The organism is Microbacterium wangyouchuni, assembly GCF_051546305.1.
Taxonomy (GTDB): domain Bacteria; phylum Actinomycetota; class Actinomycetes; order Actinomycetales; family Microbacteriaceae; genus Microbacterium.
On the sequence record NZ_JBPTMA010000001.1, the window covers coordinates 387,117 to 408,850 of the forward strand.

The 21,734-nt window shown below is 65.5% G+C and carries 24 protein-coding genes; 9 read left to right on the forward strand and 15 right to left on the reverse strand.

Going from position 1 to position 21,734, the window contains the following annotated elements; genetic code table 11:
* Nucleotides 1-5: 5 nt before the first annotated feature.
* Complete coding sequence (locus ACSS7Z_RS01885) at nucleotides 6-932, reverse strand: 2-hydroxyacid dehydrogenase (RefSeq protein WP_438252734.1); 927 nt, start codon at nucleotides 930-932, stop codon at nucleotides 6-8.
* A 106-nt stretch (nucleotides 933-1,038) separates the two neighbouring features.
* Between ACSS7Z_RS01885 and ACSS7Z_RS01890 the strand changes: the two genes are divergently transcribed.
* Nucleotides 1,039-1,467, forward strand: a complete 429-nt coding sequence (locus ACSS7Z_RS01890) for a DUF1761 domain-containing protein (protein WP_438252735.1) — start codon at nucleotides 1,039-1,041, stop codon at nucleotides 1,465-1,467.
* Between the two features lie 132 nt (nucleotides 1,468-1,599).
* Here the strand turns inward: ACSS7Z_RS01890 and purQ are convergent, their stop codons facing one another.
* Together purQ and purS are read right to left on the reverse strand one after the other, a co-directional pair.
* A complete protein-coding gene (gene purQ / locus ACSS7Z_RS01895; RefSeq protein ID WP_438252736.1) occupies nucleotides 1,600-2,307 on the reverse strand; it encodes a phosphoribosylformylglycinamidine synthase subunit PurQ in 708 nt (235 codons plus the stop codon).
* Nucleotides 2,304-2,552 carry a phosphoribosylformylglycinamidine synthase subunit PurS gene (gene purS, locus ACSS7Z_RS01900; protein WP_438253062.1) on the reverse strand — a complete coding sequence of 83 codons (249 nt, stop codon included), beginning with the start codon at nucleotides 2,550-2,552 and terminating at the stop codon, nucleotides 2,304-2,306. Before purS ends, purQ begins: the two co-directional genes overlap by 4 nt.
* A 173-nt stretch (nucleotides 2,553-2,725) precedes the next feature.
* On the opposite strand from purS, the gene ACSS7Z_RS01905 reads away from it, so the two are divergent.
* Nucleotides 2,726-3,298: an NADPH-dependent FMN reductase gene (locus ACSS7Z_RS01905; RefSeq protein WP_438252738.1), complete on the forward strand. Its 573-nt coding sequence runs from the start codon at nucleotides 2,726-2,728 to the stop codon at nucleotides 3,296-3,298.
* 120 nt (nucleotides 3,299-3,418) lie between these two features.
* Here the strand turns inward: ACSS7Z_RS01905 and ACSS7Z_RS01910 are convergent, their stop codons facing one another.
* Nucleotides 3,419-4,096 (reverse strand): response regulator, encoded by a 678-nt coding sequence (locus ACSS7Z_RS01910; RefSeq protein ID WP_438252739.1) that lies wholly within the window; start codon nucleotides 4,094-4,096, stop codon nucleotides 3,419-3,421.
* Nucleotides 4,093-5,352: a sensor histidine kinase gene (locus ACSS7Z_RS01915; protein WP_438252740.1), complete on the reverse strand. Its 1,260-nt coding sequence runs from the start codon at nucleotides 5,350-5,352 to the stop codon at nucleotides 4,093-4,095. Before ACSS7Z_RS01915 ends, ACSS7Z_RS01910 begins: the two co-directional genes overlap by 4 nt.
* A gap of 211 nt (nucleotides 5,353-5,563) precedes the next feature.
* Between ACSS7Z_RS01915 and ACSS7Z_RS01920 the strand changes: the two genes are divergently transcribed.
* The gene (locus ACSS7Z_RS01920; protein WP_438252741.1) at nucleotides 5,564-6,187 is read left to right on the forward strand and encodes a dihydrofolate reductase family protein; all 624 of its coding nucleotides are present in this window, start codon (nucleotides 5,564-5,566) and stop codon (nucleotides 6,185-6,187) included.
* A gap of 149 nt (nucleotides 6,188-6,336) precedes the next feature.
* On the opposite strand, the gene ACSS7Z_RS01925 is transcribed toward ACSS7Z_RS01920, so the two are convergent.
* From ACSS7Z_RS01925 to ACSS7Z_RS01935, 3 genes are all read right to left on the reverse strand, one after another.
* The gene (locus tag ACSS7Z_RS01925) at nucleotides 6,337-7,590 is read right to left on the reverse strand and encodes an ATP-binding protein (protein ID WP_438252743.1); all 1,254 of its coding nucleotides are present in this window, start codon (nucleotides 7,588-7,590) and stop codon (nucleotides 6,337-6,339) included.
* 205 nt (nucleotides 7,591-7,795) lie between these two features.
* A complete protein-coding gene (locus ACSS7Z_RS01930; RefSeq protein WP_438252744.1) occupies nucleotides 7,796-8,641 on the reverse strand; it encodes an exodeoxyribonuclease III in 846 nt (281 codons plus the stop codon).
* Between the two features lie 28 nt (nucleotides 8,642-8,669).
* Nucleotides 8,670-9,206 (reverse strand): YbhB/YbcL family Raf kinase inhibitor-like protein, encoded by a 537-nt coding sequence (locus ACSS7Z_RS01935; protein WP_438252745.1) that lies wholly within the window; start codon nucleotides 9,204-9,206, stop codon nucleotides 8,670-8,672.
* Between the two features lie 209 nt (nucleotides 9,207-9,415).
* Here ACSS7Z_RS01935 and pyrE point away from each other — a divergent pair, with 209 nt between their 5' ends.
* Both pyrE and ACSS7Z_RS01945 read left to right on the forward strand, forming a co-directional pair.
* The gene (gene pyrE, locus ACSS7Z_RS01940) at nucleotides 9,416-9,973 is read left to right on the forward strand and encodes an orotate phosphoribosyltransferase (RefSeq protein ID WP_438252747.1); all 558 of its coding nucleotides are present in this window, start codon (nucleotides 9,416-9,418) and stop codon (nucleotides 9,971-9,973) included.
* Nucleotides 9,970-10,872, forward strand: a complete 903-nt coding sequence (locus ACSS7Z_RS01945; RefSeq protein WP_438252748.1) for an ROK family protein — start codon at nucleotides 9,970-9,972, stop codon at nucleotides 10,870-10,872. The genes pyrE and ACSS7Z_RS01945 overlap by 4 nt, the downstream gene beginning before the upstream one ends.
* Here the strand turns inward: ACSS7Z_RS01945 and ACSS7Z_RS01950 are convergent.
* A complete protein-coding gene (locus ACSS7Z_RS01950; protein ID WP_438252749.1) occupies nucleotides 10,869-11,744 on the reverse strand; it encodes a helix-turn-helix transcriptional regulator in 876 nt (291 codons plus the stop codon). The genes ACSS7Z_RS01945 and ACSS7Z_RS01950 overlap by 4 nt on opposite strands.
* A gap of 101 nt (nucleotides 11,745-11,845) precedes the next feature.
* Here ACSS7Z_RS01950 and ACSS7Z_RS01955 point away from each other — a divergent pair, with 101 nt between their 5' ends.
* Complete coding sequence (locus tag ACSS7Z_RS01955; protein ID WP_438252750.1) at nucleotides 11,846-12,538, forward strand: SDR family NAD(P)-dependent oxidoreductase; 693 nt, start codon at nucleotides 11,846-11,848, stop codon at nucleotides 12,536-12,538.
* Between the two features lie 43 nt (nucleotides 12,539-12,581).
* Nucleotides 12,582-14,261: a glucose-6-phosphate isomerase gene (gene pgi, locus ACSS7Z_RS01960; RefSeq protein WP_438252751.1), complete on the forward strand. Its 1,680-nt coding sequence runs from the start codon at nucleotides 12,582-12,584 to the stop codon at nucleotides 14,259-14,261.
* 124 nt (nucleotides 14,262-14,385) lie between these two features.
* Here the strand turns inward: pgi and ACSS7Z_RS01965 are convergent, their stop codons facing one another.
* The 5 genes from ACSS7Z_RS01965 to ACSS7Z_RS01985 all read right to left on the reverse strand — a co-directional run bounded on the left by ACSS7Z_RS01965 (nucleotide 14,386) and on the right by ACSS7Z_RS01985 (nucleotide 17,572).
* The gene (locus ACSS7Z_RS01965) at nucleotides 14,386-14,538 is read right to left on the reverse strand and encodes a hypothetical protein (protein ID WP_438252752.1); all 153 of its coding nucleotides are present in this window, start codon (nucleotides 14,536-14,538) and stop codon (nucleotides 14,386-14,388) included.
* Nucleotides 14,535-15,104 carry a YdeI/OmpD-associated family protein gene (locus ACSS7Z_RS01970; RefSeq protein ID WP_438252753.1) on the reverse strand — a complete coding sequence of 190 codons (570 nt, stop codon included), beginning with the start codon at nucleotides 15,102-15,104 and terminating at the stop codon, nucleotides 14,535-14,537. The genes ACSS7Z_RS01965 and ACSS7Z_RS01970 overlap by 4 nt, the downstream gene beginning before the upstream one ends.
* A 1-nt stretch (nucleotide 15,105) precedes the next feature.
* Nucleotides 15,106-15,909, reverse strand: a complete 804-nt coding sequence (locus tag ACSS7Z_RS01975; protein ID WP_438252754.1) for an HAD-IIA family hydrolase — start codon at nucleotides 15,907-15,909, stop codon at nucleotides 15,106-15,108.
* A gap of 108 nt (nucleotides 15,910-16,017) precedes the next feature.
* On the reverse strand, nucleotides 16,018-16,854 hold the full coding sequence (locus ACSS7Z_RS01980; RefSeq protein WP_438252755.1) for an SDR family oxidoreductase: 837 nt from the start codon (nucleotides 16,852-16,854) through the stop codon (nucleotides 16,018-16,020).
* An 85-nt stretch (nucleotides 16,855-16,939) separates the two neighbouring features.
* Complete coding sequence (locus ACSS7Z_RS01985) at nucleotides 16,940-17,572, reverse strand: metal-dependent transcriptional regulator (RefSeq protein WP_438252756.1); 633 nt, start codon at nucleotides 17,570-17,572, stop codon at nucleotides 16,940-16,942.
* Between the two features lie 22 nt (nucleotides 17,573-17,594).
* Between ACSS7Z_RS01985 and ACSS7Z_RS01990 the strand changes: the two genes are divergently transcribed.
* Nucleotides 17,595-18,212, forward strand: a complete 618-nt coding sequence (locus ACSS7Z_RS01990) for a TrmH family RNA methyltransferase (protein ID WP_438252757.1) — start codon at nucleotides 17,595-17,597, stop codon at nucleotides 18,210-18,212.
* Nucleotides 18,213-18,221: 9 nt separating this feature from the next.
* Here the strand turns inward: ACSS7Z_RS01990 and ACSS7Z_RS01995 are convergent, their stop codons facing one another.
* Complete coding sequence (locus ACSS7Z_RS01995) at nucleotides 18,222-19,547, reverse strand: MATE family efflux transporter (RefSeq protein WP_438252758.1); 1,326 nt, start codon at nucleotides 19,545-19,547, stop codon at nucleotides 18,222-18,224.
* Between the two features lie 130 nt (nucleotides 19,548-19,677).
* Here ACSS7Z_RS01995 and ACSS7Z_RS02000 point away from each other — a divergent pair, with 130 nt between their 5' ends.
* The gene (locus ACSS7Z_RS02000; RefSeq protein ID WP_438252759.1) at nucleotides 19,678-21,645 is read left to right on the forward strand and encodes a M13 family metallopeptidase; all 1,968 of its coding nucleotides are present in this window, start codon (nucleotides 19,678-19,680) and stop codon (nucleotides 21,643-21,645) included.
* The last annotated feature ends 89 nt before the right edge of the window (nucleotides 21,646-21,734 follow it).

The following is a 21,734-nucleotide window of genomic DNA, read 5'->3' on the forward strand; positions in this document are numbered from 1 at the left end:
CGGTGTCAGCCGCTGATCACGACGTTCACCGGGGCTTCGCCGCGTAGCATCCGCTCGACCTGCTTGCGGATCAAGCGCGCGATGCGCGGATTCATGGCAGTGGATGCTCCGCCCACGTGCGGTGAGATGAGGACGCCGTCGGTCGTCCAGAGCGGATGCTCCGCCGGGATCGGTTCCGGGTCGATGACGTCGAGGGCTGCACGGATGCGGCCGCCCTCGCGCACCAGTGCATCGGTGTCGATGAGGGTGCCGCGGCCGACGTTGACCAGAAGCGCGCCGTCGGGCATGCGTGCGAGCATCCGCTCGTCGAACAGATGATGCGTTGCCGCGCCTCCGGGGAGGGTCAGAATGACGATCTCCGCATCGGCGACCAGCGTCTCGAGCTCATCGATCGCATGCACCTGCACGCGGCCCAGGCGCTCGTGCCACACCGGTCGGGCGGTGCGCGCGACTACCGTCAGCTCAACCTCGAACGGCTCCAAGCGCAGCGCGATGGCTTCGCCGACGCCGCCGAATCCGACCAGCAGTACCTTGCGGTCGGCCAGGCTCTCCGCGAATACCGGTGACCACTCGCCCTGCTGCTGCGCGAGCACGAACCGAGGGAACTGCCGCTGCGCGGCCAGCGTGAGGGCGAGTGCGAGCTCAGCGGTGGATGCCTCGTGCACGCTTGCGGCGTTGGCGAAAGGCATCCCCGCAGGCAGGACATCGGCGACCCCGTCGTATCCGATCGACTGGCTCTGCACGAGTCCGATGTCGAGGCCCTCGAGGTTGCCGAGTACCTTCGAGCTGCCCATGTACGGAGAAACCGCCAGATCGATGCGCTCGCGCGGCGCTGGGGAGTGCATATCCCAGACCTCGAGCTCCACGCCCTCGGGCAGCGTGCCGATGTTCTCGGCCAGGCGGGCGGTGGGGACGGTGACGAAGAGATTCACACTCTGAGCCTATCGACCGCGGAGGGCCTATCGATCGTGACCGGGCAGGGGAGTAGCCTCGGCCACAACGGCGACGCTCGGTCGCGCAGATTCTCAAGGAGGAGTCATGATTCCGGAGATCAACTACTGGGCGGTGCTGCTGGCCATGCTCTCGAGCATGATCGTCGGGTCGATCTGGTACACCCCGAAGGTGTTCGGCACCCGCTGGGCGCGGCTGGCGAATGTCGACATCGAAGGCTCTGCCAAGAGCGCCCTGTGGCCGATCATCACCACAGTTCTCGTGAGCTTCATGACGGCATGGGTTCTTGCCGGAGCATCCGCCATCGCCTGGCACTTCTACGAGGGGTCATTCTTCAGCGCGGCAGTCGTCACGGCCATCCTGCTGTGGGCGGGGTTCACTGCCGCCCGTTTCATCACACATGACGCCTTCGAAGGTCGCCCCACTCAGCTGACGACGCTGAACATCGCGCACGAACTGGTCACCGTGGTGATCATGGCCGTGATCATCGGAGTCTGGCCGCCGGTTCTCGGCTAGTTCTGACGCGTTACGTCTGTAGGAGGGTGTTGCACCTGTCGGACTCTTTGTGGAAAAAGGTCCGACGGATGTAACAGTCTCCGACGGATGTAACAGATGGATGCCGCGGCATCCGCCCCGGGCCGGGAAAGGCTACGCGGCTACGCGGCTGACGGCGGCGATGGCGCTCGTGAAGAACGCCAGACCGTCGATGCCCGAGCGCATGGCCTGAGCCGTGTTCGGGCCGAAGCCCGCCTCGGTGGCGTGCTCGGGGTGCGGCATGAGGCCGACAACGTTGCCCGCCTCGTTGCGCACGCCGGCGATATCGCGCAGCGAGCCGTTCGGGTTGACCCCCGCGTAGCGGAAGGCCACCAGGCCCTCGCCCTCCAGGCGGTCGAGCGTCTCGTCGTTGGCGATGTAGCCGCCCTCGCCGTTCTTCAGCGGGATGATGATCTCCTGGCCCTGCGTGAACTCGTTCGTCCAGGCGGAGCCGGTGTCTTCGACGATGAGCTTCTGATCGCGGCGCACGAAGCTCTGGTGCTCATTGCGGATGAGGCCGCCGGGCAGCAGGTGCGCCTCGACGAGCATCTGGAATCCGTTGCAGATTCCGAGCACGGGCATGCCCTTCGCTGCGGCATCCTTCACCTCGGCCATGATCGGCGACAGCGCGGCGATGGCGCCGGAGCGCAGGTAGTCACCGTAGCTGAAGCCGCCGGGCAGGACGAGAGCGTCGACGCCTTCGAGATCGTGTGAACCGTGCCAGAGCGCAACGGGCTCGGCGCCGGCGAGGCGTACGGCGCGCTGGGCATCGCGGTCATCCAGTGACCCGGGCCAGGTAATGACCCCGATGCGGACGGTCACTCGACGACCTCGATACCGACGACGTCCTCGATCACCGAGTTGGAGAGCACGTCTGCTGCGATCTTCGCGGCCTCGGCGAGCACGGCGTCGGTGACCTCACCGTCGACGGTGAGTTCGAAGCGCTTGCCGATGCGCACGTCGCTGAAGGCGGTGACGCCCAGACGTGCAAACGCACCCGAGACGGCCTTTCCCTGCGGGTCGAGCAGTTCGGACTTGGGCATGACGTCGACGACGATGGTGGGCATGAACGGCTCCGGATGTCGCGGGAAGGCGGGCATGCCCAGTCTAGTGTCCTCGTAGCATCCGCTCTGTGCTCCCAGGGAAGTGATTGCATGCGTCGGAATAGAATCGACGCGTCGGTCGTTGACACCGGCAGACCGCAATCGGCTCAGCTGAGCCCGAACAGAAGGAAACACCTGTGACTCGCACTATCGGCTACATCGTCGGCAGCATCTCCAGCGCCTCCATCAACCGCCGCCTTGCGCGCGTTCTGGCGAATCTCGCCCCTGAGGGCACGGAACTTGTCGAGATCCCGATCAAGGACCTCCCCTTCTACTCGCCGGACTTCGACGGCAACTTCCCGGAGGTGGCCACCGAGTACAAGAAGGCCATCGCCGACGTCGACGGCGTCATCATCGTCACCCCCGAGTACAGCCGCTCTATCCCCGGCGTGCTGAAGAACGCCCTGGACTGGTCGACCCGCCCCTACGGCGACATGTCGTTCTACGGCAAGCCCGTCGCCGTCATCGGCACCTCCGGATCCGGTGTCGCAACCGCAGCGGCCCAGCAGCACCTGCGCGCGATCCTCGGTCACTTCAGCGCAATCACGATGGGCCAGCCTGAGGGCTTCATCCAGGACCGCCCGGGCCTGTTCACCGAAGAGGGCCAGGTCACGGATGACTCGACCGCTGGTTTCCTCGTCGGCTACCTCGAGGCGTTCAACGGCCTCATCAACCGCGTGCAGCACTCCGCGGAGCTCGTGAACTCCTAAGCATTCTCGCTTGATCGGATGCCCTGCAGCCTCGTGCTGCGGGGCATCCGTCGTTTTCTCGCCATCGTCGAACTCCAGTACGTCGGTCTCAGTGAGGCCCCGAATTACCGAATGTCAGGTTCACGCCAACCCATGCCGCAGCGCCAGCACCACGGCCTGCACCCGATCGCGGGCACCGATCTTCTGCAGCACGCGTGAGACGTGGGTCTTCACCGTCGCTTCACCGATGAACAGTGCTGTCGCGATCTCTGCATTGCTCATCGCTTCGGACAGGAGCGCGAGAACTTCTGCCTCACGCTCGGTAAGCGGCTCGATGAGATCGAGTGAAGGGGCGGATGCCGTGGCCACAGTGCCGTCCCCCGTCGAGGCCGTCGCATACCGCTGCACGACACGCCTGGTCACCTCTGGTGCCAGCATCCCGTCGCCTGCGGCGAGCACGCGCACCGCGGCGACCAGATCCTCCGGGCCGCCGTTCTTCAACAGGAAACCGCTCGCGCCAGCATCCAGAGCGCTGAACAGATAGTCATCGCGGTCGAAAGTCGTCACGATCGCGATCGCGGCGTGCACGTTCGGATCGGAGATGATCCGTCTGGTCGCCTCGATGCCATCCATATCGGGCATCTGTACATCCATGCAGATGACATCCGGGTGCAGAGTGGATGCCGCAGTCACCGCTTCGGCGCCGGTCGATGCTTCGCCGACCACGGTGATGTCGGGCTGGATGTCGAGGATAGTGCGGAATCCGGCGCGCAGCATCGCGTGATCGTCGACGAGCAGTACGCGGATCGGGTCGGTCATGCGGCGGCTCCTGCCAGTTCAGCGTGCGCGGCCAGCGGAATCTGCACGCGCACGCGCCAGCCTCCACGCTCGCGAGGTACAGATTCAATCGTGCCACCCGAGGCCAGGGTGCGCTCGCGCATGCCCAGCTGTCCCATTCCCGGCCGGGGCGCGAGCACTGGCCGGCCGGTGTTCACCACTTCGAGCTCGATGCCGGTCGCGGTGTAGCGCAGACGCACGTCGGCCGTAGCTCCGATGCCCGCATGGCGGCGGGCGTTGGTGAGTGACTCCTGTGCGATTCGATAGAGGTTTACCTGCACGACTGACGGCACTGGCCGTTCTTCGCCGATGACCGTGTATTCGGTCGGGAGTCCTGCGCCATTCGACGCCGCGACGAGTTGCGCGATGTCGGCGAGCGAGACGGTGGACGCAGCATCTTCGTCGTCGCCGTTCGACCGCAGGGTCTCCAGGAGGTGTCTCAACTCGCTGATGGCTTCGCGCGCCGATTCTTCGACGCTGGAAAGGATCTGCTTCGACCGAGCGGGATCCTGATCGAGGACCATGCGCGCGGCCCCTGCCTGCACGCCCATCACCGATACATGGTGCGCGACGACGTCATGAAGCTCGCGCGCGATGCGGACGCGATCGAGCGCCACCGCCTGCGCCGCAGTGACCTCGCGCTCGCGCTCCAGGTCTTCTGTGCGCTGCTCGAGGGACTGACGCTGCATTGCGGCCTTCCAAGCGTGCTCTCCGAAGTAGTAGGCGCCGCCGAAGTAGAGCACGTTCACCAACAACTGCAGCATCATGAAGGCGAGGTACGGCGACATCGCCCCCGCGACGATCTCCTCTTCGTTGGCGGTGTCGATCGCGTCGCGGTACATCGTGATCATCAGCCAGATGAACATGCCGACGATGATCGACACCCGCACGATCATCGCCGCACGGCGGTTGGCCATCCACGCACCCACCGTGTACAGCCCGATGAACATCGCGATGTTTCCGGCATACATCTCCGGCACGCGCAATGTCGCGGCGAAGAAGTACGCGACTGAGACGATGACCGCGACCTGAGCAGGCCAGATGCGGCGCGCGGCGAGCGGAAGCGCGAGCACGAGCAGGTAAACAATCGCCTGCCACAGTGGTGCCTGCTCTTCGCCGTACAGTCCGGAGACCGCCGACAGCGCGGCGCTAATGATGCCGGCGACGAACACGACGCCGGCCAGCAGCAGGTCGGACTGTCGTTGGCGCGCGGTCAGCGCGCGTGATGATGCGGACATACTTCCACGGTACGGGCAAGCGGATGCCGGGACATCCGCCGCACGACGGACTCGCCGCCGCTATTTGCTATTGAAAAGCGCGGTTGTTGTTCGCAAGCTTGAAGAATTGATACGACAAAGGAGCCAGTATGTCTACGAAGATCTTCGTTATCATCCCCACCTCCGATGCGGTCCTCGCGAAGGGCCTCGCCGCTGAACAGGGCGGCGCATCATGACTGGTCGCATCATCATCGATCTGTTCGCCACCCTTGACGGAGTCGCCCAAGCTCCGGGTGGGCCGGAGGAGGACGCCTCTGATGGCTTTCCCTTCGGCGGCTGGCAGGCCGGAGTTCCCGACACGGCCGTCGGAAAATGGGTGATGGAGGGGATGTCGACGCTCGACGCGCTGTTGCTTGGCCGGCGCACTTACGATCTGTTCGCGTCATACTGGCCGCGCCACACGACGGGCCCGGAGGGCTGGATCGGGCAGCTGTTCGATCGCGTTCCGAAGTACGTCGCCTCGCACGACGCAGACATCGATCTGGAATGGCAGGGCAGTTCGCGGGTCGGCGCAGACCTCAGGACCGAACTCGCCGCGCTGCGCGAAAGTCACCGCGACGTGCACGTGATCGGCAGTATCGACCTCGTGCAGACACTGCTCGCCGAGCAGTTCTTCGACGAGCTGCAACTGTGGGTGTATCCGGTCGTGCTCGGTCGGGGCAAGAAGGTGTTTCCAGACGGCTCTGCCGCGGCGAATCTGACGCTGCTCGGTGCTGAGGTTGGCGAGAACGGAGCAGTGAGTCTGCGCTACGCGCCCGCTCCTGGTTCGGTGCGCACCGGCGTCATGGGGGAGTGATTCTGCCTCCCGTCGCCCAGCACAGTCCCGCACGCCGTTGCCCGCCCAGTCCTGCGGGCCGTTGAGCGACGCTTCGACCCGCTCCACTCGCTCAGTGCGGGCCCCGCGAGTCGAAGCCGGCCAGCTCTCACTGAGTTGCGGCGTGCAGCTCAGGGGCCGAGGGCAGTGATCGGAACGACCAGAACGCCGTCGGGACGCCGGTAGGTGAACCGTCCCGCGGTGATCACGATTAGGGCTGACGGATCCCCGTGGCGACTCGTATCGACCTTGCCTGCGAAATGTAGCAGGGACGCGGCGGCGGCATCGGCGGCGACTTCGCCCATCTTGACTTCGACGGCCGCCCAGTTCCCGTCGGGTAATTCGAGGATCATGTCGATCTCGGCGCCGGTCTGGGAATCTCGCCAGGAGGACAGGGTGGCGTTCAATGCCTGCGAGTAGATGCGTAGGTCGCGCAGAGCCAGCGACTCGAAGTGCAGTCCGGCGCCTTCCAGATCGGCGAGCAACTCACGGGCGCCGACGCCCAGGGCAGCTATGCCGATCGATGGATCGACGAAATGTTGCACAGCCGATGCGCGCAGCCTGCTTCGAGAGCGCATGTGCGGGCGCCAAGCTGGCAGCGGCTCGACCAACATCAGCCGGTTTAGCGCATCGAGGTAGTTCGACAGCGTCTCGGTTGCGATCGGTCCGCGCGCACCTCCGACTTCGCCCTCGAGGGCCGTGCCTTTCGTGGGTGTACCGGTTGCACGACCGAGCGCCGCGAGCAGCCGCATCACGTTGCCCGGATTCCTTCGAGGCCCGAGCCCTGGCACGTCGATCTCTGCGACCGTTCGAAGGTAGTCCTCCATCCACGCTCGAGCCTCTGGCTCGTCTTGGTCGAGGAGTGCCGGCCACCCGCCGATGACCATCCTCTCGATGATCTCGGGAACGGTCAGATCAGTCGGCGAGCCAGCAGGTGTATTTCCTTGTAGGAGAGCGGCGAGGCTGACTTCGCCGCTGGAGTGTCCAGTCTCGAACAGCGACATCGGACGCATGCGCAGGCGACCGATGCGGCCTGCACCGGAATGCATTGGCGCAGTGTCGCGAGGTCGCGCTGAGCCGGTGAGCAGGTAGAGGCCTTTGTCCGAGTGGTCGTCGACTGCTCGTCGCACCAGATTCCAGAGTTCCGGTCGCTCCTGCCATTCGTCGAAGAGGATTGGCGTCGGAGCAGTGAAGAGTTGCGCGGGGTGCACCTCCAGCGCTGCGCGAGCAGCACGATCCGTGTCGATGCGCACTACGGTTCGAGCGAGTTGAGAGGCGGTCGCCGTCTTTCCGACGGCCTTGGGGCCATCGATGAGTATCGCGCCCATAGCGGACATTCGCCGATCCAGCTCGGCGTCTACGACGCGGTTCCGATATGTGACCATGATCGAACTCTACACTTTGTCGATTCTGAACTCTACACTTTGTCGGATATGAGTTCTACGTATTGTCGGATCTGTGCCGACGCCCGCCTACGTCTGGCGCCGAGCGCAGTTCCCAGGGGGTGAACAAGGCGCCATTGCCGCACAGTGCCCACTCCTCGAAGCCCGCTCCGTCGGCGATCGCTGGCGATGAGCCGCGGCAGCCGAGTCACGCGAAGATCATCGGCATGTCATCGTCGTCATCGGTGCTGCCGAAGTCGAGATCAACGACCACCGGAACGTGATCGCTGGGCTGGACGCCCTTGCGCTCATCGCGATGGATGGATGCCCCGGTAACAGCGCCGGCGAGCGCGGGGGAGCCCAGCACGAAATCGATGCGGACGCCCTCGTTGCGAGGGAACTTCAGGCGCTGGTAGTCCCAGTAGGTGAAGCCCTCCGGCAGCAGCGGACGCACGACATCGGTGAGCCCAGCATCCTGAAACGCGAAGAACGCGGCGCGCTCTTCGGGTGAAACATGGGTGGAGACGCCCTCGACGATGTCGGGGTCGCCGTTGTCGGCGTCCAACGGGATGATGTTGAAGTCGCCGACCAGGGCCAAGGGCAGGTCAGGGTTCTTCTGCAGTTCGGATGCCGTGTGCTGGCGCAGCGCCTCGAGCCAGTGCAACTTGTACTGGTAGTGCGGATCGTCGAGCGAGCGGCCGTTGGGCACGTACAGGCTCCACACCTTCACACCCTCGATCGTGGCACCGAGCGCACGCGCTTCGAGCGGAGCATCCGGTCCTTCGTGGCCCTTGGCGAAGCCGGGCATCCCGGTGAACGCGGTGTCAATGTCGGTGATCGGCAGGCGGCTCGCGATCGCGACGCCGTTCCACTGATTCAGCCCGTGCACCTCGACGTGGTAACCCGCCTCTTCAAATGGCGCGTAGGGGAACTGCTCGGGCTTGCACTTGATCTCCTGCATCGCGAGCACGTCGATGTCTTCGCGCACGGCGAATTCCACCGTGCGGGTGACGCGGGTGCGGATGGAGTTGACGTTCCAGGTGGCCAGGCGCATATACCCAGCCTAATTGCGGGCAGGGACGTCAGTGTTCGGACGGGTCTGCTGTGCCCATCAGCACGCCGCGTGCCAGCGAATGGAAGTGCCGGTTGAAGCCGAGCACCGCAGGGGTCGATCCGCGTGCGATATCGAGGGTGGGAACGTCCAGGGCGTCGACGACGAAGAAGTATCGGTGCACACCGGTGCCCTCCGGCGGAGCAGCGCCGATGAACCGTTCCGTTTGGGATTCGTTCGGCAGGACTGTGGCGCCAGCGGGAAGGGCCGCCAGATCGCCGGCGCCGCTTGCCAGGGACGTGGTCGCGGCCGGGAGGTTGTATGCCGCCCAGTGCCAGAATCCCGATCCGGTCGGAGCATCCGGATCGAAGCAGGAAATCGCAATGCTCTTCGTGCCGGCAGGCGGCGTCGACCACTGCAATGCGGGAGATCGATCCTCGCCGCCACGATCGGCCGACCAGGCGAACAGCGGCAGCGCGCCATCGGGTTCGAAATCAGGGCTGGTGAGTTCCAGCGGCAGGAAGTCGCGCAGTGTGGCGAGTTCGGCATAGGGATCGTACGAGAACACGGAGGCTCCTTCACGTCGCGGGTTCCGATCAGGCTCGGCTCATCGCCACGATAGACGCTCGCATCCCGTGCTGGCCAAACGCTCGGGGCCGTCGCCGGTGCACAACTCCTGAAGAACCGGCCCGGTCGGCGCCAATTCGGGCTGAATCGACCGATCCGGTTGCATTCTTCAGGAGTTGTGCGCGGGCCGTGCGCCTTACACTGGATGCCGTGACTCTCGACGCCGACCGCCAGTCCCTGCTCGCCCTCATCAAAGATGAGGCGGTGTTCCATGGTGACTTCACGCTTTCCAGCGGCAAGCAGGCGACGTACTACGTCGACATGCGCAGGCTCACCCTCGATCATCGTGCCGCTCCCGCGATCGGCCGCATCATGCTCGATCTCATCGCCGACCTCGATGTCGCAGCCGTCGGCGGGCTGACGCTCGGCGCCGACCCGATCGCCAACTCCGTGCTGCACGCCTCAGTCGACACTGATCGCCCACTGGACGCGTTCGTCGTCCGCAAGGAGCCCAAAGACCACGGCCGCGGCCGTCAGATCGAAGGGGCCGATGTCGCGGGCAAGCGCGTCGTCGTACTGGAAGACACTTCCACGACCGGACAGTCCGCGCTCAAAGCCGTTGAGGTGCTGCGCCGCGAAGGCGCCGAAGTCATCGCCGTTGCCGTGATCGTCGACCGCAAGACCGGCGCGCAAGCCGCCATCGAGGCTGAGGGTCTGAAGTGGCTCGCGGCCTTCGACCTCGACGACCTCGGCCTCGACCCGCAGTGACCCGCTACGCCCTCGCCGTCGACGTCGGCGGCACCAAGATGGAGGCCGCGCTCGTCTCTGACGAGGGCGTGCTGGTCAACGGCAGCCGTTCGCGCAGCGCGACCGGACGTGCCGCGACGCCCGCGTCGTTGGATGCGGCCGTCGTGCAGGTCGTCACACACGCACTGGCGCAGCTTCCCGAAGGTGCCGGCCTCGTCGGAGCCGGTGTCGGCAGCGCCGGTCCGATCGATCGACCGGCCGGGCAGATCCTGCCGGTCAACATGCCTCAGGCGCTCGGCTACCCGTTGGCGGATGCGGTGCGCAACGCAGCATCCGAAATCATCGGAGCGGACGTCCCCACCGTCTTCGGGCACGACGGCGGCGCGCTCGCTCTCGCCGAATCGTGGCTGGGCGCCACCCGTGACGCGAAAGCGTCGCTGTCGATCGTCGTCTCCACCGGCGTCGGAGGCGGATTCGTCATCGGCGGTCAGTACATTCCCGGCGCATCCGGCAACGCCGGACACCTCGGCCAGGTGCGCCGCGAAGGTGGGCTGACGCTCGAGCAGATCGCCTCCGGTCCCGCGAGCGCGGCATGGGCGCAGACCCAGGGCTGGACCGGTTCGACCGGTGAAGATCTCGCTCGGGATGCGGCATCCGGCGATCGGATCGCGCGCGCGGCCATCGAACGCTCCGCGCGCGAGGTCGGTCAGGCGCTGGCGGATGCTGCGACGCTCGTCGACCTCGACATGATCGCCATCGGCGGCGGATTCTCGCGGGTGTCGGACGACTACATCGACCTTGTGCAGCAGGCGCTTGTCGCCAGCGCCGCGCACGACTACTCGCGTCGCGCACGAGTGGTGCGCTCGGGCCTCGGAGACGAGGGCCCGCTCATCGGCGCGGCCGCACTCGTGCTGCGTTAGGCGCCGCTCAGCGCACGCGGTGCAGTCACCGCCGATACCCGAAGGAAGTCGAGCTTCGCCGCGGCATCCGACCCGGTGGCGGCGGTGTACGCGACGATGCGCAGGTCGGTGCCGGCGACGGTGAACACGTCGCAGTCGAGTTCAATGTCGCCCACGGCCTCATGTCGAATCACTTTGCGCTCCGATTGGTGCTCTCCGACCGCGCCGCTATGCCAGAGGGCGCGGAACCGCTCGTTTGATTCGAGAAGCTCATTGACCAATGCCTTGACGCCTTGGTCGTCCGGATAACGCCCGCTCACTCGGCGCAAGTCGGCGACGAGCGATGCTTCGAACACTTCGGGGCTGCCGGACTGGCTGACGACCCTCTTCTTGTCATCGCACTGGGATGTGCCCGTGAAGTGCTGCCTCAAAAGGTTGGGTCGCCCGGTGGCCGTCGAGGAAGGATCGCCCAGCAGCGTCTTCCAGAGCGGGCTCGCGGAAATGAGATCCCATGATGCGCTGAACACTGCAAGTGGAGTCTCGCCGAGCCGGGAGATCAGCCGCTGGATGCTGGGAGAGATGTGCGTCGGGACCTGCCCTGGTGAGGGCGGGAGGAGCCCCGCGACGACGAAGAGATAGTCGCGTTCGGCGTCGCTCAGCTGAAGGGCGCGAGCGAGTGCCGCCGTCACCTGGGCAGAGGGATGCCGAGCCCGACCCTGCTCCAGCCGGACGACGTAGTCGACGCTCAGCCCTGCGAGTGCGGCGAGCTCTTCTCGACGCAGCCCCGCGGCACGGCGGTCATCGCCTGCGTACAGGCCGACATCGACAGGGGACAGTCGATCTCGCCACGCACGCAGCACCCCGCCGAGGTCCGAGATCTGCTTCTGCTGCATCCCATCAGTCTGACAGCGTCTGAAGGAGCTTGGGTGGTACTGCGGGTCCCCCCGCCCATCCGGGCCACGACAGCGCCGCACCGCATCCACAGACTGGAAATATGACAACAACACTGATCACCGGAGCCAACAAAGGCCTCGGATATGAAACCGCCCGTCGACTCATCGAAGCCGGACACACCGTGTGGATGGGGGCGCGCGATGAGACGCGGGGGAAGCAGGCCGCCGATGAGCTCGGCGGGCGCTTCGTCCAGCTCGATGTCACGGACGACGCATCCGTCGACGACGCCGTGCGAAAGATCACGGATGCCGGTGGCCTCGACGTGCTCATCAACAACGCTGGCATCTCGGGGCCGATGAAGCCCGCTGAGCAGCTGACCGCGGAGGATGCCGCTCACGTGTATTCAACGAACGTCGTCAGCATCGTGCGCACGACGTCCGCATTCTTTCCGATTCTGCGCGAATCCAGCGCGCCAACCATCGTCAACGTGACGAGCGGTCTCGGGTCGTTCGCCGCTGTGCATGATCCTGAACGCATCGAGTCGATGCTCGTCGCGCCGCTGTACACCTCATCGAAGTCGGCGGTCACCATGCTTACGGTGCAGTACGCCAAGGCGTTTCCCGAGATGCGGATCAACGCCGCCGACCCCGGTTATACGAAGACGGACTTCAACGGTAATCAGGGCACTCAGACGGTGAGCGAAGGAACCGATGCGATCGTCGAGCTCGCCACCAGCGGAGGTCAGGGTTCGACCGGCACGTTCATCGACCGCTCAGGAGTCGCTCTCTTCTAGAGCGCGACACCCCGGCCCCGTCGGCTGGAGTAGTTTGGTCAGCGTGACCGCTCCTATTGATGCCACCGCCACTTCCGCCTGGGCCGAACTCGAAGCCCGCAAGAGCGGGTTCGTCCCCGACCTGCGCAGCTGGTTCGACAGCGATCCCGGCCGAGTCGAACGGATGACGTTCGACCTCGCGGATCTCCGAGTCGACCTGTCGAAGAACCTCGTCGATGACGGCATCCTCGCCTCCCTCGTATCGCTCGCCGAGCAGACCGGCGTCGCCGAACACTTCGCCGCTATGCAGCGCGGTGAGCACATCAACACCACCGAGGACCGTGCTGTTCTGCACACCGCGCTTCGTCGGCCCGCCGGCATCCAGCCCGCCCTCACGGTGGATGGGCAGGACATCGACCATGATGTGCAGGAAGTACTGGGCGCCATGACGGCGTTCGCCGACCGGGTGCGGTCGGGTCAGTGGCAGGGCGTGACCGGCAAGAAGGTCACGCACGTGGTGAACATCGGCATCGGCGGCTCCGACCTCGGCCCCGTCATGATCTCGGCGGCGCTCGAGCCTTACGCGACCGCCGGCATCCAGGCGCGGTTCGTGTCGAACATCGACCCGTTCGACATCACGGAGAAGACCAAGGATCTCGACCCGGAGACGACGCTGTTCATCGTCGCATCCAAGACCTTCACGACGTTGGAGACCCTGACCAACGCGCGCCTCGCGCGCGACTGGTTGTGGGCCGGTCTCGCCGCCGCCGGCGCGATCGAAGACACAGAAGAGGCGAAGACGGATGCTGTCGCCCACCACTTCGCGGCTGTCTCCACTGCGCTCGACAAGGTGGCCGCCTTCGGCATCGACACCGACAACGCCTTCGGGTTCTGGGACTGGGTCGGCGGCCGCTACTCGGTCGATTCAGCCATCGGCCTGTCCGTGATGATTGAGGCAGGCCCCGAGGTATTCCGGGAGCTTCTCAGCGGATTCCACGCGGTCGACGAACACGTGGCATCCACCCCTCTCGAGCGCAACGTGCCGATCCTGATGGGCCTGCTCAACGTTTGGTACACGAACTTCCTCGGCGCGCAGTCGCACGCCGTACTTCCCTACGCGCAGCAGCTCAGCCGCTTCGCCGCGTATCTGCAGCAGCTGACCATGGAGTCCAACGGCAAATCGGTGCGCTGGGATGGCTCACCGGTCACCACCGACACCGGCGAGATCTTCTGGGGCGAGCCGGGAACCAACGGCCAGCACGCGTTCTACCAGCTGATCCACCAGGGCACGCGCCTGATCCCGGCCGACTTCATCGCCTTCGCGAACCCGGCCTATCCGCTCCAGGACGATGGGCGTGATGTGCACGGCCTGTTCCTGGCGAACTTCCTCGCTCAGACCAAGGCGCTCGCGTTCGGCAAAACCGCGGCAGAGGTCGAAGCCGAAGGCACCACGGGCCCGCTCGTGGCTGCGCGGACCTTCGCCGGCAATCGCCCGACGACATCGATCTTCGCGCCCGCGTTGACCCCGCGCGTGCTCGGCGAACTGATCGCCCTCTACGAGCACATCGTCTTCACGCAGGGCGTGATCTGGGGAATCAACTCGTTCGACCAGTGGGGCGTGGAACTCGGCAAGCAGCTCGCGTTGCAGATCGCCCCGGCGATCGAGGGGGATGCTGCAGCGCTCGACGCGCAGGATGCCTCGACCAAGGCGCTGCTGGCGTACTACCGGGAGCACCGGGCGTAACCCCAGGCGCACCGAACCACCGGGCAGGTGGCGCTTGGGGTCGCTTCGGAGGCGGCCGGGCGGCACGAAGCGACACCTGCGTGGCCCGAACCGGGCATAGGGAACGGCGCGGCGCGCCCGGCGCTCACTTCTTGCGGTCGTCGTCCCAGGGGCCTTCCCACCAGTTGCCGCGGCCGCCCTTACCGCGTCGTGACCTGACGAACTGCACGACGAAGACGACGAGCGTCGACAGCAATATCACGAACATCACCAGGAACATCACGTCGCGCTCACTCATGGCCGCTTCCCCTCTGCTGCGTCGCTGACGATCTTCGCGATGCGGGCGCTTCTGGTTTCAGCGCGCCTCGCCGTCGCGATGTGCGTCAGCCCGAGCTTCTTGACCGACTTCGGAAAGGCGTCCCAGGCCGCACGCGCAGCGGGGACGGCGTCCAGGGCGGCGGCGAGCTCGTCGGGTTCGATGCCGGCCTCTGGTCCGTCGAGCATCTCCCAGGTGCCGTTGGCCTTGGCGATCTCGATGACGCGGATGCCGGCAGGCGCGAGCTGGCCCTGCTGCTCCAGCTCCACGAGGCGTGCCTTGTTCGTCGCAGCCCAGCCGCTCGACGGTCGCCGTGGCGAGAACCACTGCCCCACGCCCTCGGGGAACGTGCGCACCGGTCCGTCGATCCAGCCGAAGCACAGCCCCTGCCGCACCGAATCCTCGTAGCCGACGCTGTCGCCCGTGGCGGCGCGGCGCACGTTCAGCAGCCACACGCCCGCCGAGTCCGCATGGTGTTCTTCGAGCCAGGCGCGCCACGCTGCGGCATCCACCGCCGTGATCCGCTCGCCCTCGTCGAGTACGCCCATGTCAGCCCTGTGTCGGGATCGCCCCGGTGATGGTCGGCAGCAGGTCAGCGACCGAATCGACGATCTCATCCGGGCGGAACGGGTACTTCTCGATCTCGGCCTGATCGCTGATGCCGGTCAGCACGAGCACTGTGTGCAGGCCCGCCTCGATGCCGGCGACGATGTCGGTGTCCATGCGGTCGCCGATCATGCCGGTCTTCTTCGAGTGGGCGCCGATCTTGTTCAGCGCCGAGCGGAACATCATCGGATTCGGCTTGCCGACGACATATGGCTCGCGTCCGGTGGCCTTGGTGATGAGTGCCGCGACAGCACCGGTCGCGGGCAGCGGGCCCTCGGCGCTGGGGCCGGTGGCATCCGGGTTGGTGATGATGAAGCGCGCGCCCTTGTTGATGAGGCGAATCGCCCGCGTGATCGCTTCGAAGGAATAGGTGCGGGTCTCACCGACGACCACGAAATCGGGATTGGTCTCGGTCATCACGAACCCGGCGTCATGCAGGGCGGTGAGGATGCCGGCCTCGCCGATGACGAACGCAGAGCCGCCGGGAACCTGCTGCTTCAGGAAGTCCGCCGTCGCCAGCGCCGAAGTCCAGATGCGCTCCTCCGGAACATGCAGCCCGCTGGAGCGCAGCCGCGCGGAGAGGTCGCGTGCGGTGAAGATCGAGTTGTTCGTCAGCACCAGGTACGGGATGCCGGCTGCCTCCCACCCGGCGAGCATCTCGGATGCCCCGGGGATGGCGTCGTTCTCATGGACGAGCACGCCGTCCATGTCGGTGAGCCAGCATTCGATGTCGTCGCGATGTGCCATGTGCTCAGCCTATTGGTTGGCGCCTCGCCCGTCGGAGCATGTTGCACCCGTCGGAGGTTCTGGTCGAATTCCTCCGACAGGCGTAACAGCCTCCGACAGGTGTAACAGTCAGTGGATGAACACGTCGCCGCTGGCGCGCACGGTGATGTCGCTGATGTTCACGCCCCAGGGCTGATTGATGACATAGACGACGTTCTCAGCGAGATCCTCGGGGGTGAGTGCCCAGTACTCGATGCTGTCGGAATCAGTCTGTTCCGCCGGCAACTCGCCCTTGATGAACTTCTCGGTGCTGTCGGAGTAGTCCTGAGCGTTCTGGCCGGCGAGCCCGGAGATGGCGGTCTCGTTCACGACAGCGCTGGCGAGGTTGGTGCCCGGAACGCCAGTGGGCTTGAGCGTCGTCACCTTGATCTTGCCGTGCGACTCGATGCGCAGCGAGTCGGAGATGATCTTCACCGCAGCCTTGGTCGCACTGTAGACGCCTGATCCCGGCATTCCTGCGTTGCCGTAGATCGAGGAGATGTTGACCACTTGGCCGCGTCCCTGCTCCATCATCTGGTCGTACACGGCGGTGATGCCGTTCACGACGCCCTTGATATTGATGTCGATCGCCTTGTCCCAGGCCTTCGAAGCCTTCTTGTGATCAGACCAGAAAGCCAGCGGCATGATGCCGGCGTTGTTGAGCATGACGTCGATGCGACCGAACTTCTCGACCGCGAAGGATGCCACAGCATCCATCTGCTCCTTGTTAGTCACATCGGCGACGATGTACTCGGCGCTCTGCCCCTTGCCCTGAATCTCGCTGACGACGGCCTTCAGGTTCTCCTCATTGATGTCAGAGGCGACGACGTGTGCTCCGAGTCCCGCGGTCATTCCGGCGACAAGCTTTCCAAAACCGCTGCCGGCACCGGTGATGATGATGACTCGGCCATCGACGTGATTCGTCATTTTCCAACCTCCAGATAAATATGCGTATGTATATAAATACGCTGGAGGGCAGAGAAATATTCCCGATGGGGAATGGGAGCGGATGCTACGCGCTCAGCCAGACGATATCGGCGGTGCCTTCTGCCAACACGACTGCGCGCCCGTCGAGCTCGATGCCACCCGCGGTCACGCGCACGTGAGAGGCCACGGACAAGCCAAGATTCTCCAATGAACGAAGCAGCTCCGGATCCGTGTCGGAAACCCGCAGCACGCGGCCTTCATGACCGACCGGCGCCTCCGCGAGCAGCACGAATGGGCAGCGCTCGACGTGGCCGGTGGCATCCGGAATCGCATCGCCGTGCGGGTCAAACCGTGGTCGGCCGAGCCGAGTATCGATGCCCTCCAGCAGGCGGTCGCTGATGGTGTGCTCGAGCACTTCGGCCTCATCGTGGACTTCATCCCAGGCGTAGCCGAACTCCTGCACGAGCCATGTCTCGATCAGGCGGTGGCGGCGCACCATGCCGAGGGCCCGCTGGGTGCCAGCATCCGTCAACCGCACGGCACCGTAGGGCACATGCGAGACGAGGCCGGCGGCGGCGAGCTTCTTCACCATCTCGGTGACGCTTGACGGCGCGATGCCGAGCTTCGCAGCCAGCGCGGACGGCGTGATGGGCGCATCCTGCCATTCGGTGTGCGCGTACACCGTTTTCAGGTAGTCGTCTGCTGCCGGGGATGCCACGGTTCCAGACTACGCTGACACAGTGACCGAGACTCCTGAACGCACCACCCACGGCCTCGGACCCTGGGTAGGCGACTGGCCGGAGGGCGAGCAGTACGACCCGGAGCTGCTCGAGAACGGCGACACGCGCAACGTCATCGACCGGTACCGCTACTGGCGGATGGAGGCGATCGTCGCCGACCTCGACACCCATCGGCATCCGTTCCATGTCGCCATCGAGAACTGGCAGCACGACATGAACATCGGGTCGATCGTGCGCAGTGCCAATGCGTTCCTCGCCGACACCGTGCACATCATCGGCCGCCGTCGCTGGAACAAGCGCGGTGCCATGGTCACCGACCGCTATCAGCACGTCGTGCACCATGAAGATGTCGCCGCGTTCGCCGCGTGGGCTGCGGGCGAGGGCATCCCGATCATCGCGGTCGACAACGTCGATGGTGCGGTTCCGGTGGACAAAGCCGATCTTCCTCAGCGCTGCGTTCTGCTGTTCGGTCAGGAAGGCCCTGGGCTCACCGAAGAGGCGATCGCCGCGGCATCCGGACACATCGAGATCACCCAGTACGGGTCGACCAGATCGATCAACGCGAGCGCGGCCGGAGCCGTGATCATGTACGAGTGGTGCCGCCGCTACGCGAGCTGAGTCGCGTGGTCATGCCGCCGCACCCAGCCACTTGCCCGTCTTCACACGCCAGCCCAACGTTGCCAACCGGGCGAGCAGGTAGACGCCGAAGAAGGCCACCGCGAGCCAGATGAGCCCGGCGGCGCCGCCGACCCCGATCATCGCGATGAGTAAGAGTGCTGGCAAGAACGGGACGAGGTTCAGACCACCGGCGATGGCCAGGTAGCGCACGTCTCCGGACCCCATCAGCACGCCGTCGAGGACGAACACGATGCCGGCGACCGGTTGTGCGAGGGCGAGCACGATCAAGGCCGGTTGGATGAGGGATGCCAGAGCCGGATCGCCCGTGAATGCGAGGCCGATCACTCCGGACAGCATCCCGATGAGAAGACCGACGGCGACTCCGAACCAGGCGCCCCACGCGACGGTGCGCGCAAGCACCTGCCGGACGCCGGCCATGTCGCCGGCGCCGAGTCCCTTGCCGATCAGTGCCTGCGCGGCGATGGCCAGGGCATCCAGAGCAAAAGCGGCAGCCGAGAAGATCGTGAACACGACCTGCCAACCGGCGAGCTCATCGGTGCCGATTCCGGTGGCCACGCCTACCGTCAGCAGTAGTGCCGCCCGCAGACTGACCGTGCGCAGGAACAGCCAACCGCCCGAGCGGGCAGAGCCCCGCACCCCCTCGCGTTGTGGGCGCACCGAGGCCTCGTGTTTGCGTGCGAGGCGTCCGACCACCACGACGTAGGCGGCGACCATGCCCCACTGAGCGGTGACGGTGCCGACGGCGGATCCGGCGATGCCCCAGCCGAAACCGTAGATGAACAGGAAGTTGAGCAGCGCGTTCGCGCCGAAGCCAGCACCGGCGATCCACAGCGGAGTCATGGTGTCCTGCATTCCGCGCAGAAGCCCGGTCGCGGCGAACACGATCAGCATCGCTGGCAATCCCCAGACGCTGATCACGAGATACGTGTCGGCTTGCTCGGCGACCTCAGCGGATGCCCCGAACAACGACACCAGCCATGGCGACGACATCGCACCCACCGCGGCCAGCACGGCGCCCAGCCCCAGCGCCAGCCAGAGGCCGTCGATGCCGACCGAGACGGCATCCTTGTGCTCGCCTGCGCCGAAGCGTCGCGCGACAGCGGGGGTCGTCGAGTACGCCAGGAACACCATCAGACCGACGATGGTCTGCAGTACCGCGCTGGCGATGCCGAGACCGGCCAGCGGAACGACACCGAGGTGGCCGACGAGCGCGGCATCCACCATCAGGAAAGCGGGCTCGGCGACCAACGCACCGAGCGCGGGGACCGCGAGCCGCAGAATCTCTCGGTTCAGGGTCACCCCGCGCGCACTCACAGTCCGAGCCTACGGGCAATGCCTCCGCCATCGAGAACACTCAGATCGCCGTTCCCGGCGCTGGTTGAGGGCGGTTTGCGCGTTCTCGACCAGAAGCGCGCGCGGGACAGCACCGACATAGGGTGGAGGCATGACAGATGTTCTCCCCGCAGGTCTTGCAACTGAAGAATTCAGCTCCGATGTCCGTCCGCAAGACGACCTCTACCGGTACGTCAATGGCGCATGGATCGATCGCACCGAGATCCCGGGGGACAAAGCCCGCTGGGGATCCTTCCACCTGCTCGCCGAGCAGGCAGAAGCCGACGTGCGAACGATTATCGAAGAGTCGCAGACAGCTGAAGTCGGCACCCTCGAGCGCAAGATCGGGGACCTGTTCGCCAGCTTCATGGACACCGAGCGCATCAACACCGATGGGATCACCCCGCTCGCCGAAACGTTTGCCGAGATCGATCGGATCGACAGCATCCCCGCTCTCCTCGCCGCCTGCGGCGCGTATGAGCGTGACGGTCGTGCGCACCTGATCGGGCTGTACGTCGACGGTGACCCCGGCAACCCCGAGCGTTATTTGCCCATCCTTGTGCAGTCTGCGCTCTCGCTGCCGGATGAGAGCTACTACCGTCTCGACAACTTCGCAGACACCCGCGCCGCCTACCGTGCGCATCTCGAGCGTCTGCTCGCGCTCGCCGAGGTTGCAGATGCCGCTGGCACCGCCGAACGCGCATTCGCGCTGGAGACCGAGATCGCCGGTTACCACTGGGACAACGTCGCCAGCCGCGATGCTGTCGCCACGTACAACCTCAAGAGCTGGGATGAGCTGCAGTCTCTTGCCGGTGTCGACCTCACGCCGTGGCGCGATGCTGTTGCGCCCGCTCAAGGCGCCAGCGCATTCGCTGAGACGGTCGTCGCCCAGCCCAGCGCCCTGGAAGGTCTCGGCACACTGCTGAGCGCCGAGCGGCTGGATGACTGGAAGGCGTGGCTGCGCGCGCAGGTCGTGCACGCAGCGGCGCCGTACCTGACCGACGACATGGTGCAGGAGAACTTCTCCTTCTACGGCACGGAACTCACCGGTGTGCCGACGATCCGTGAGCGCTGGAAGCGGGGCGTCTCCGTCACCGAGGGCGCCCTCGGCGAGGCGATCGGCAAGGTCTACGTCGAACGGCACTACCCGTCCACGGCGAAAGCGGCGATGGATGAGCTCGTCGCCAACCTCACCGAGGCGTACCGGCAGAGCATCACCACGCTGGAGTGGATGAGTCCCGACACTCGCGAGCGTGCGCTGGCCAAGCTCGACGCCTTCACGCCGAAGATCGGTCACCCCGAGGTGTGGCGCGACTACTCGACGCTCGAGATCGACGCGGCAGATCTGTTCGGCAACATCCGTCGGGCGTACATTTTCGAGCACGACCGCAACGTCGACAAGGTGGGTAAGCCGATCGACCGTGCCGAGTGGCACATGCCGCCGCAGATGGTCAACGCCTACTACAACCCGTCGATGAACGAGATCGTGTTCCCAGCGGCGATCCTGCAGTACCCGTTCTTCGACGTCTCGCGTGATGCCGCCGCCAACTACGGGGGCATCGGCGCGGTCATCGGCCACGAGATCGGACATGGCTTCGACGATCAGGGCAGCCGTTATGACGGCACGGGCAAGCTCGAGGACTGGTGGACGGATGCTGACCGCACCGCGTTCGAGCAGCGGACCAAGGCCCTGATCGCACAGTACGACGCCCTGGTCCCGGAGGGGCTGGCAGCGGAGCACCACGTCAACGGCGCTCTCACGATCGGTGAGAACATCGGTGATCTGGGCGGTCTGGGTATCGCCCTGAAGGCCTATGAGCTGTCGCTCGAGGGTGCCGAGGCTCCGGTCATCGACGGACTTACCGGTGTGCAGCGCCTGCTGCTGAGCTGGGCGCAGGTGTGGCAGCAGAAGAGTCGGGATGCTGAGACGATCCGATTGCTCACGATCGACCCGCACTCGCCGAACGAGTTCCGCTGCAACCAGATCGTGCGCAATATCGATGCCTTCTACGAAGCGTTCGACGTCACCGAGGCCGATGCGGCGTACCTGCCGAGTGAGCAGCGGGTGACAATCTGGTGATTGTTGCCGAAATCGCGTGACGCGGGCTCGGGGCGGGGGTTACGATGGCGGTGCCGCTGGGGAGCGCTCCCGTAGAGGCACTCCCGAAG

What these genes read in the sequence shown, in the direction of transcription:
- ACSS7Z_RS01890 (WP_438252735.1), top strand. Translation starts at nt 1,039, where the DNA reads ATGATTCCGGAGATCAACTACTGGGCGGTGCTGCTGGCCATGCTCTCG.
- purS (WP_438253062.1), bottom strand. Translation starts at nt 2,552, where the DNA reads ATGCCCACCATCGTCGTCGACGTCATGCCCAAGTCCGAACTGCTCGAC.
- ACSS7Z_RS01910 (WP_438252739.1), bottom strand. Translation starts at nt 4,096, where the DNA reads ATGACCGACCCGATCCGCGTACTGCTCGTCGACGATCACGCGATGCTG.
- ACSS7Z_RS01915 (WP_438252740.1), bottom strand. Translation starts at nt 5,352, where the DNA reads ATGTCCGCATCATCACGCGCGCTGACCGCGCGCCAACGACAGTCCGAC.
- ACSS7Z_RS01920 (WP_438252741.1), top strand. Translation starts at nt 5,564, where the DNA reads ATGACTGGTCGCATCATCATCGATCTGTTCGCCACCCTTGACGGAGTC.
- ACSS7Z_RS01925 (WP_438252743.1), bottom strand. Translation starts at nt 7,590, where the DNA reads ATGGTCACATATCGGAACCGCGTCGTAGACGCCGAGCTGGATCGGCGA.
- ACSS7Z_RS01930 (WP_438252744.1), bottom strand. Translation starts at nt 8,641, where the DNA reads ATGCGCCTGGCCACCTGGAACGTCAACTCCATCCGCACCCGCGTCACC.
- ACSS7Z_RS01950 (WP_438252749.1), bottom strand. Translation starts at nt 11,744, where the DNA reads ATGCAGCAGAAGCAGATCTCGGACCTCGGCGGGGTGCTGCGTGCGTGG.
- ACSS7Z_RS01955 (WP_438252750.1), top strand. Translation starts at nt 11,846, where the DNA reads ATGACAACAACACTGATCACCGGAGCCAACAAAGGCCTCGGATATGAA.
- ACSS7Z_RS01965 (WP_438252752.1), bottom strand. Translation starts at nt 14,538, where the DNA reads ATGAGTGAGCGCGACGTGATGTTCCTGGTGATGTTCGTGATATTGCTG.
- ACSS7Z_RS01970 (WP_438252753.1), bottom strand. Translation starts at nt 15,104, where the DNA reads ATGGGCGTACTCGACGAGGGCGAGCGGATCACGGCGGTGGATGCCGCA.
- ACSS7Z_RS01975 (WP_438252754.1), bottom strand. Translation starts at nt 15,909, where the DNA reads ATGGCACATCGCGACGACATCGAATGCTGGCTCACCGACATGGACGGC.
- ACSS7Z_RS01980 (WP_438252755.1), bottom strand. Translation starts at nt 16,854, where the DNA reads ATGACGAATCACGTCGATGGCCGAGTCATCATCATCACCGGTGCCGGC.
- ACSS7Z_RS02000 (WP_438252759.1), top strand. Translation starts at nt 19,678, where the DNA reads ATGACAGATGTTCTCCCCGCAGGTCTTGCAACTGAAGAATTCAGCTCC.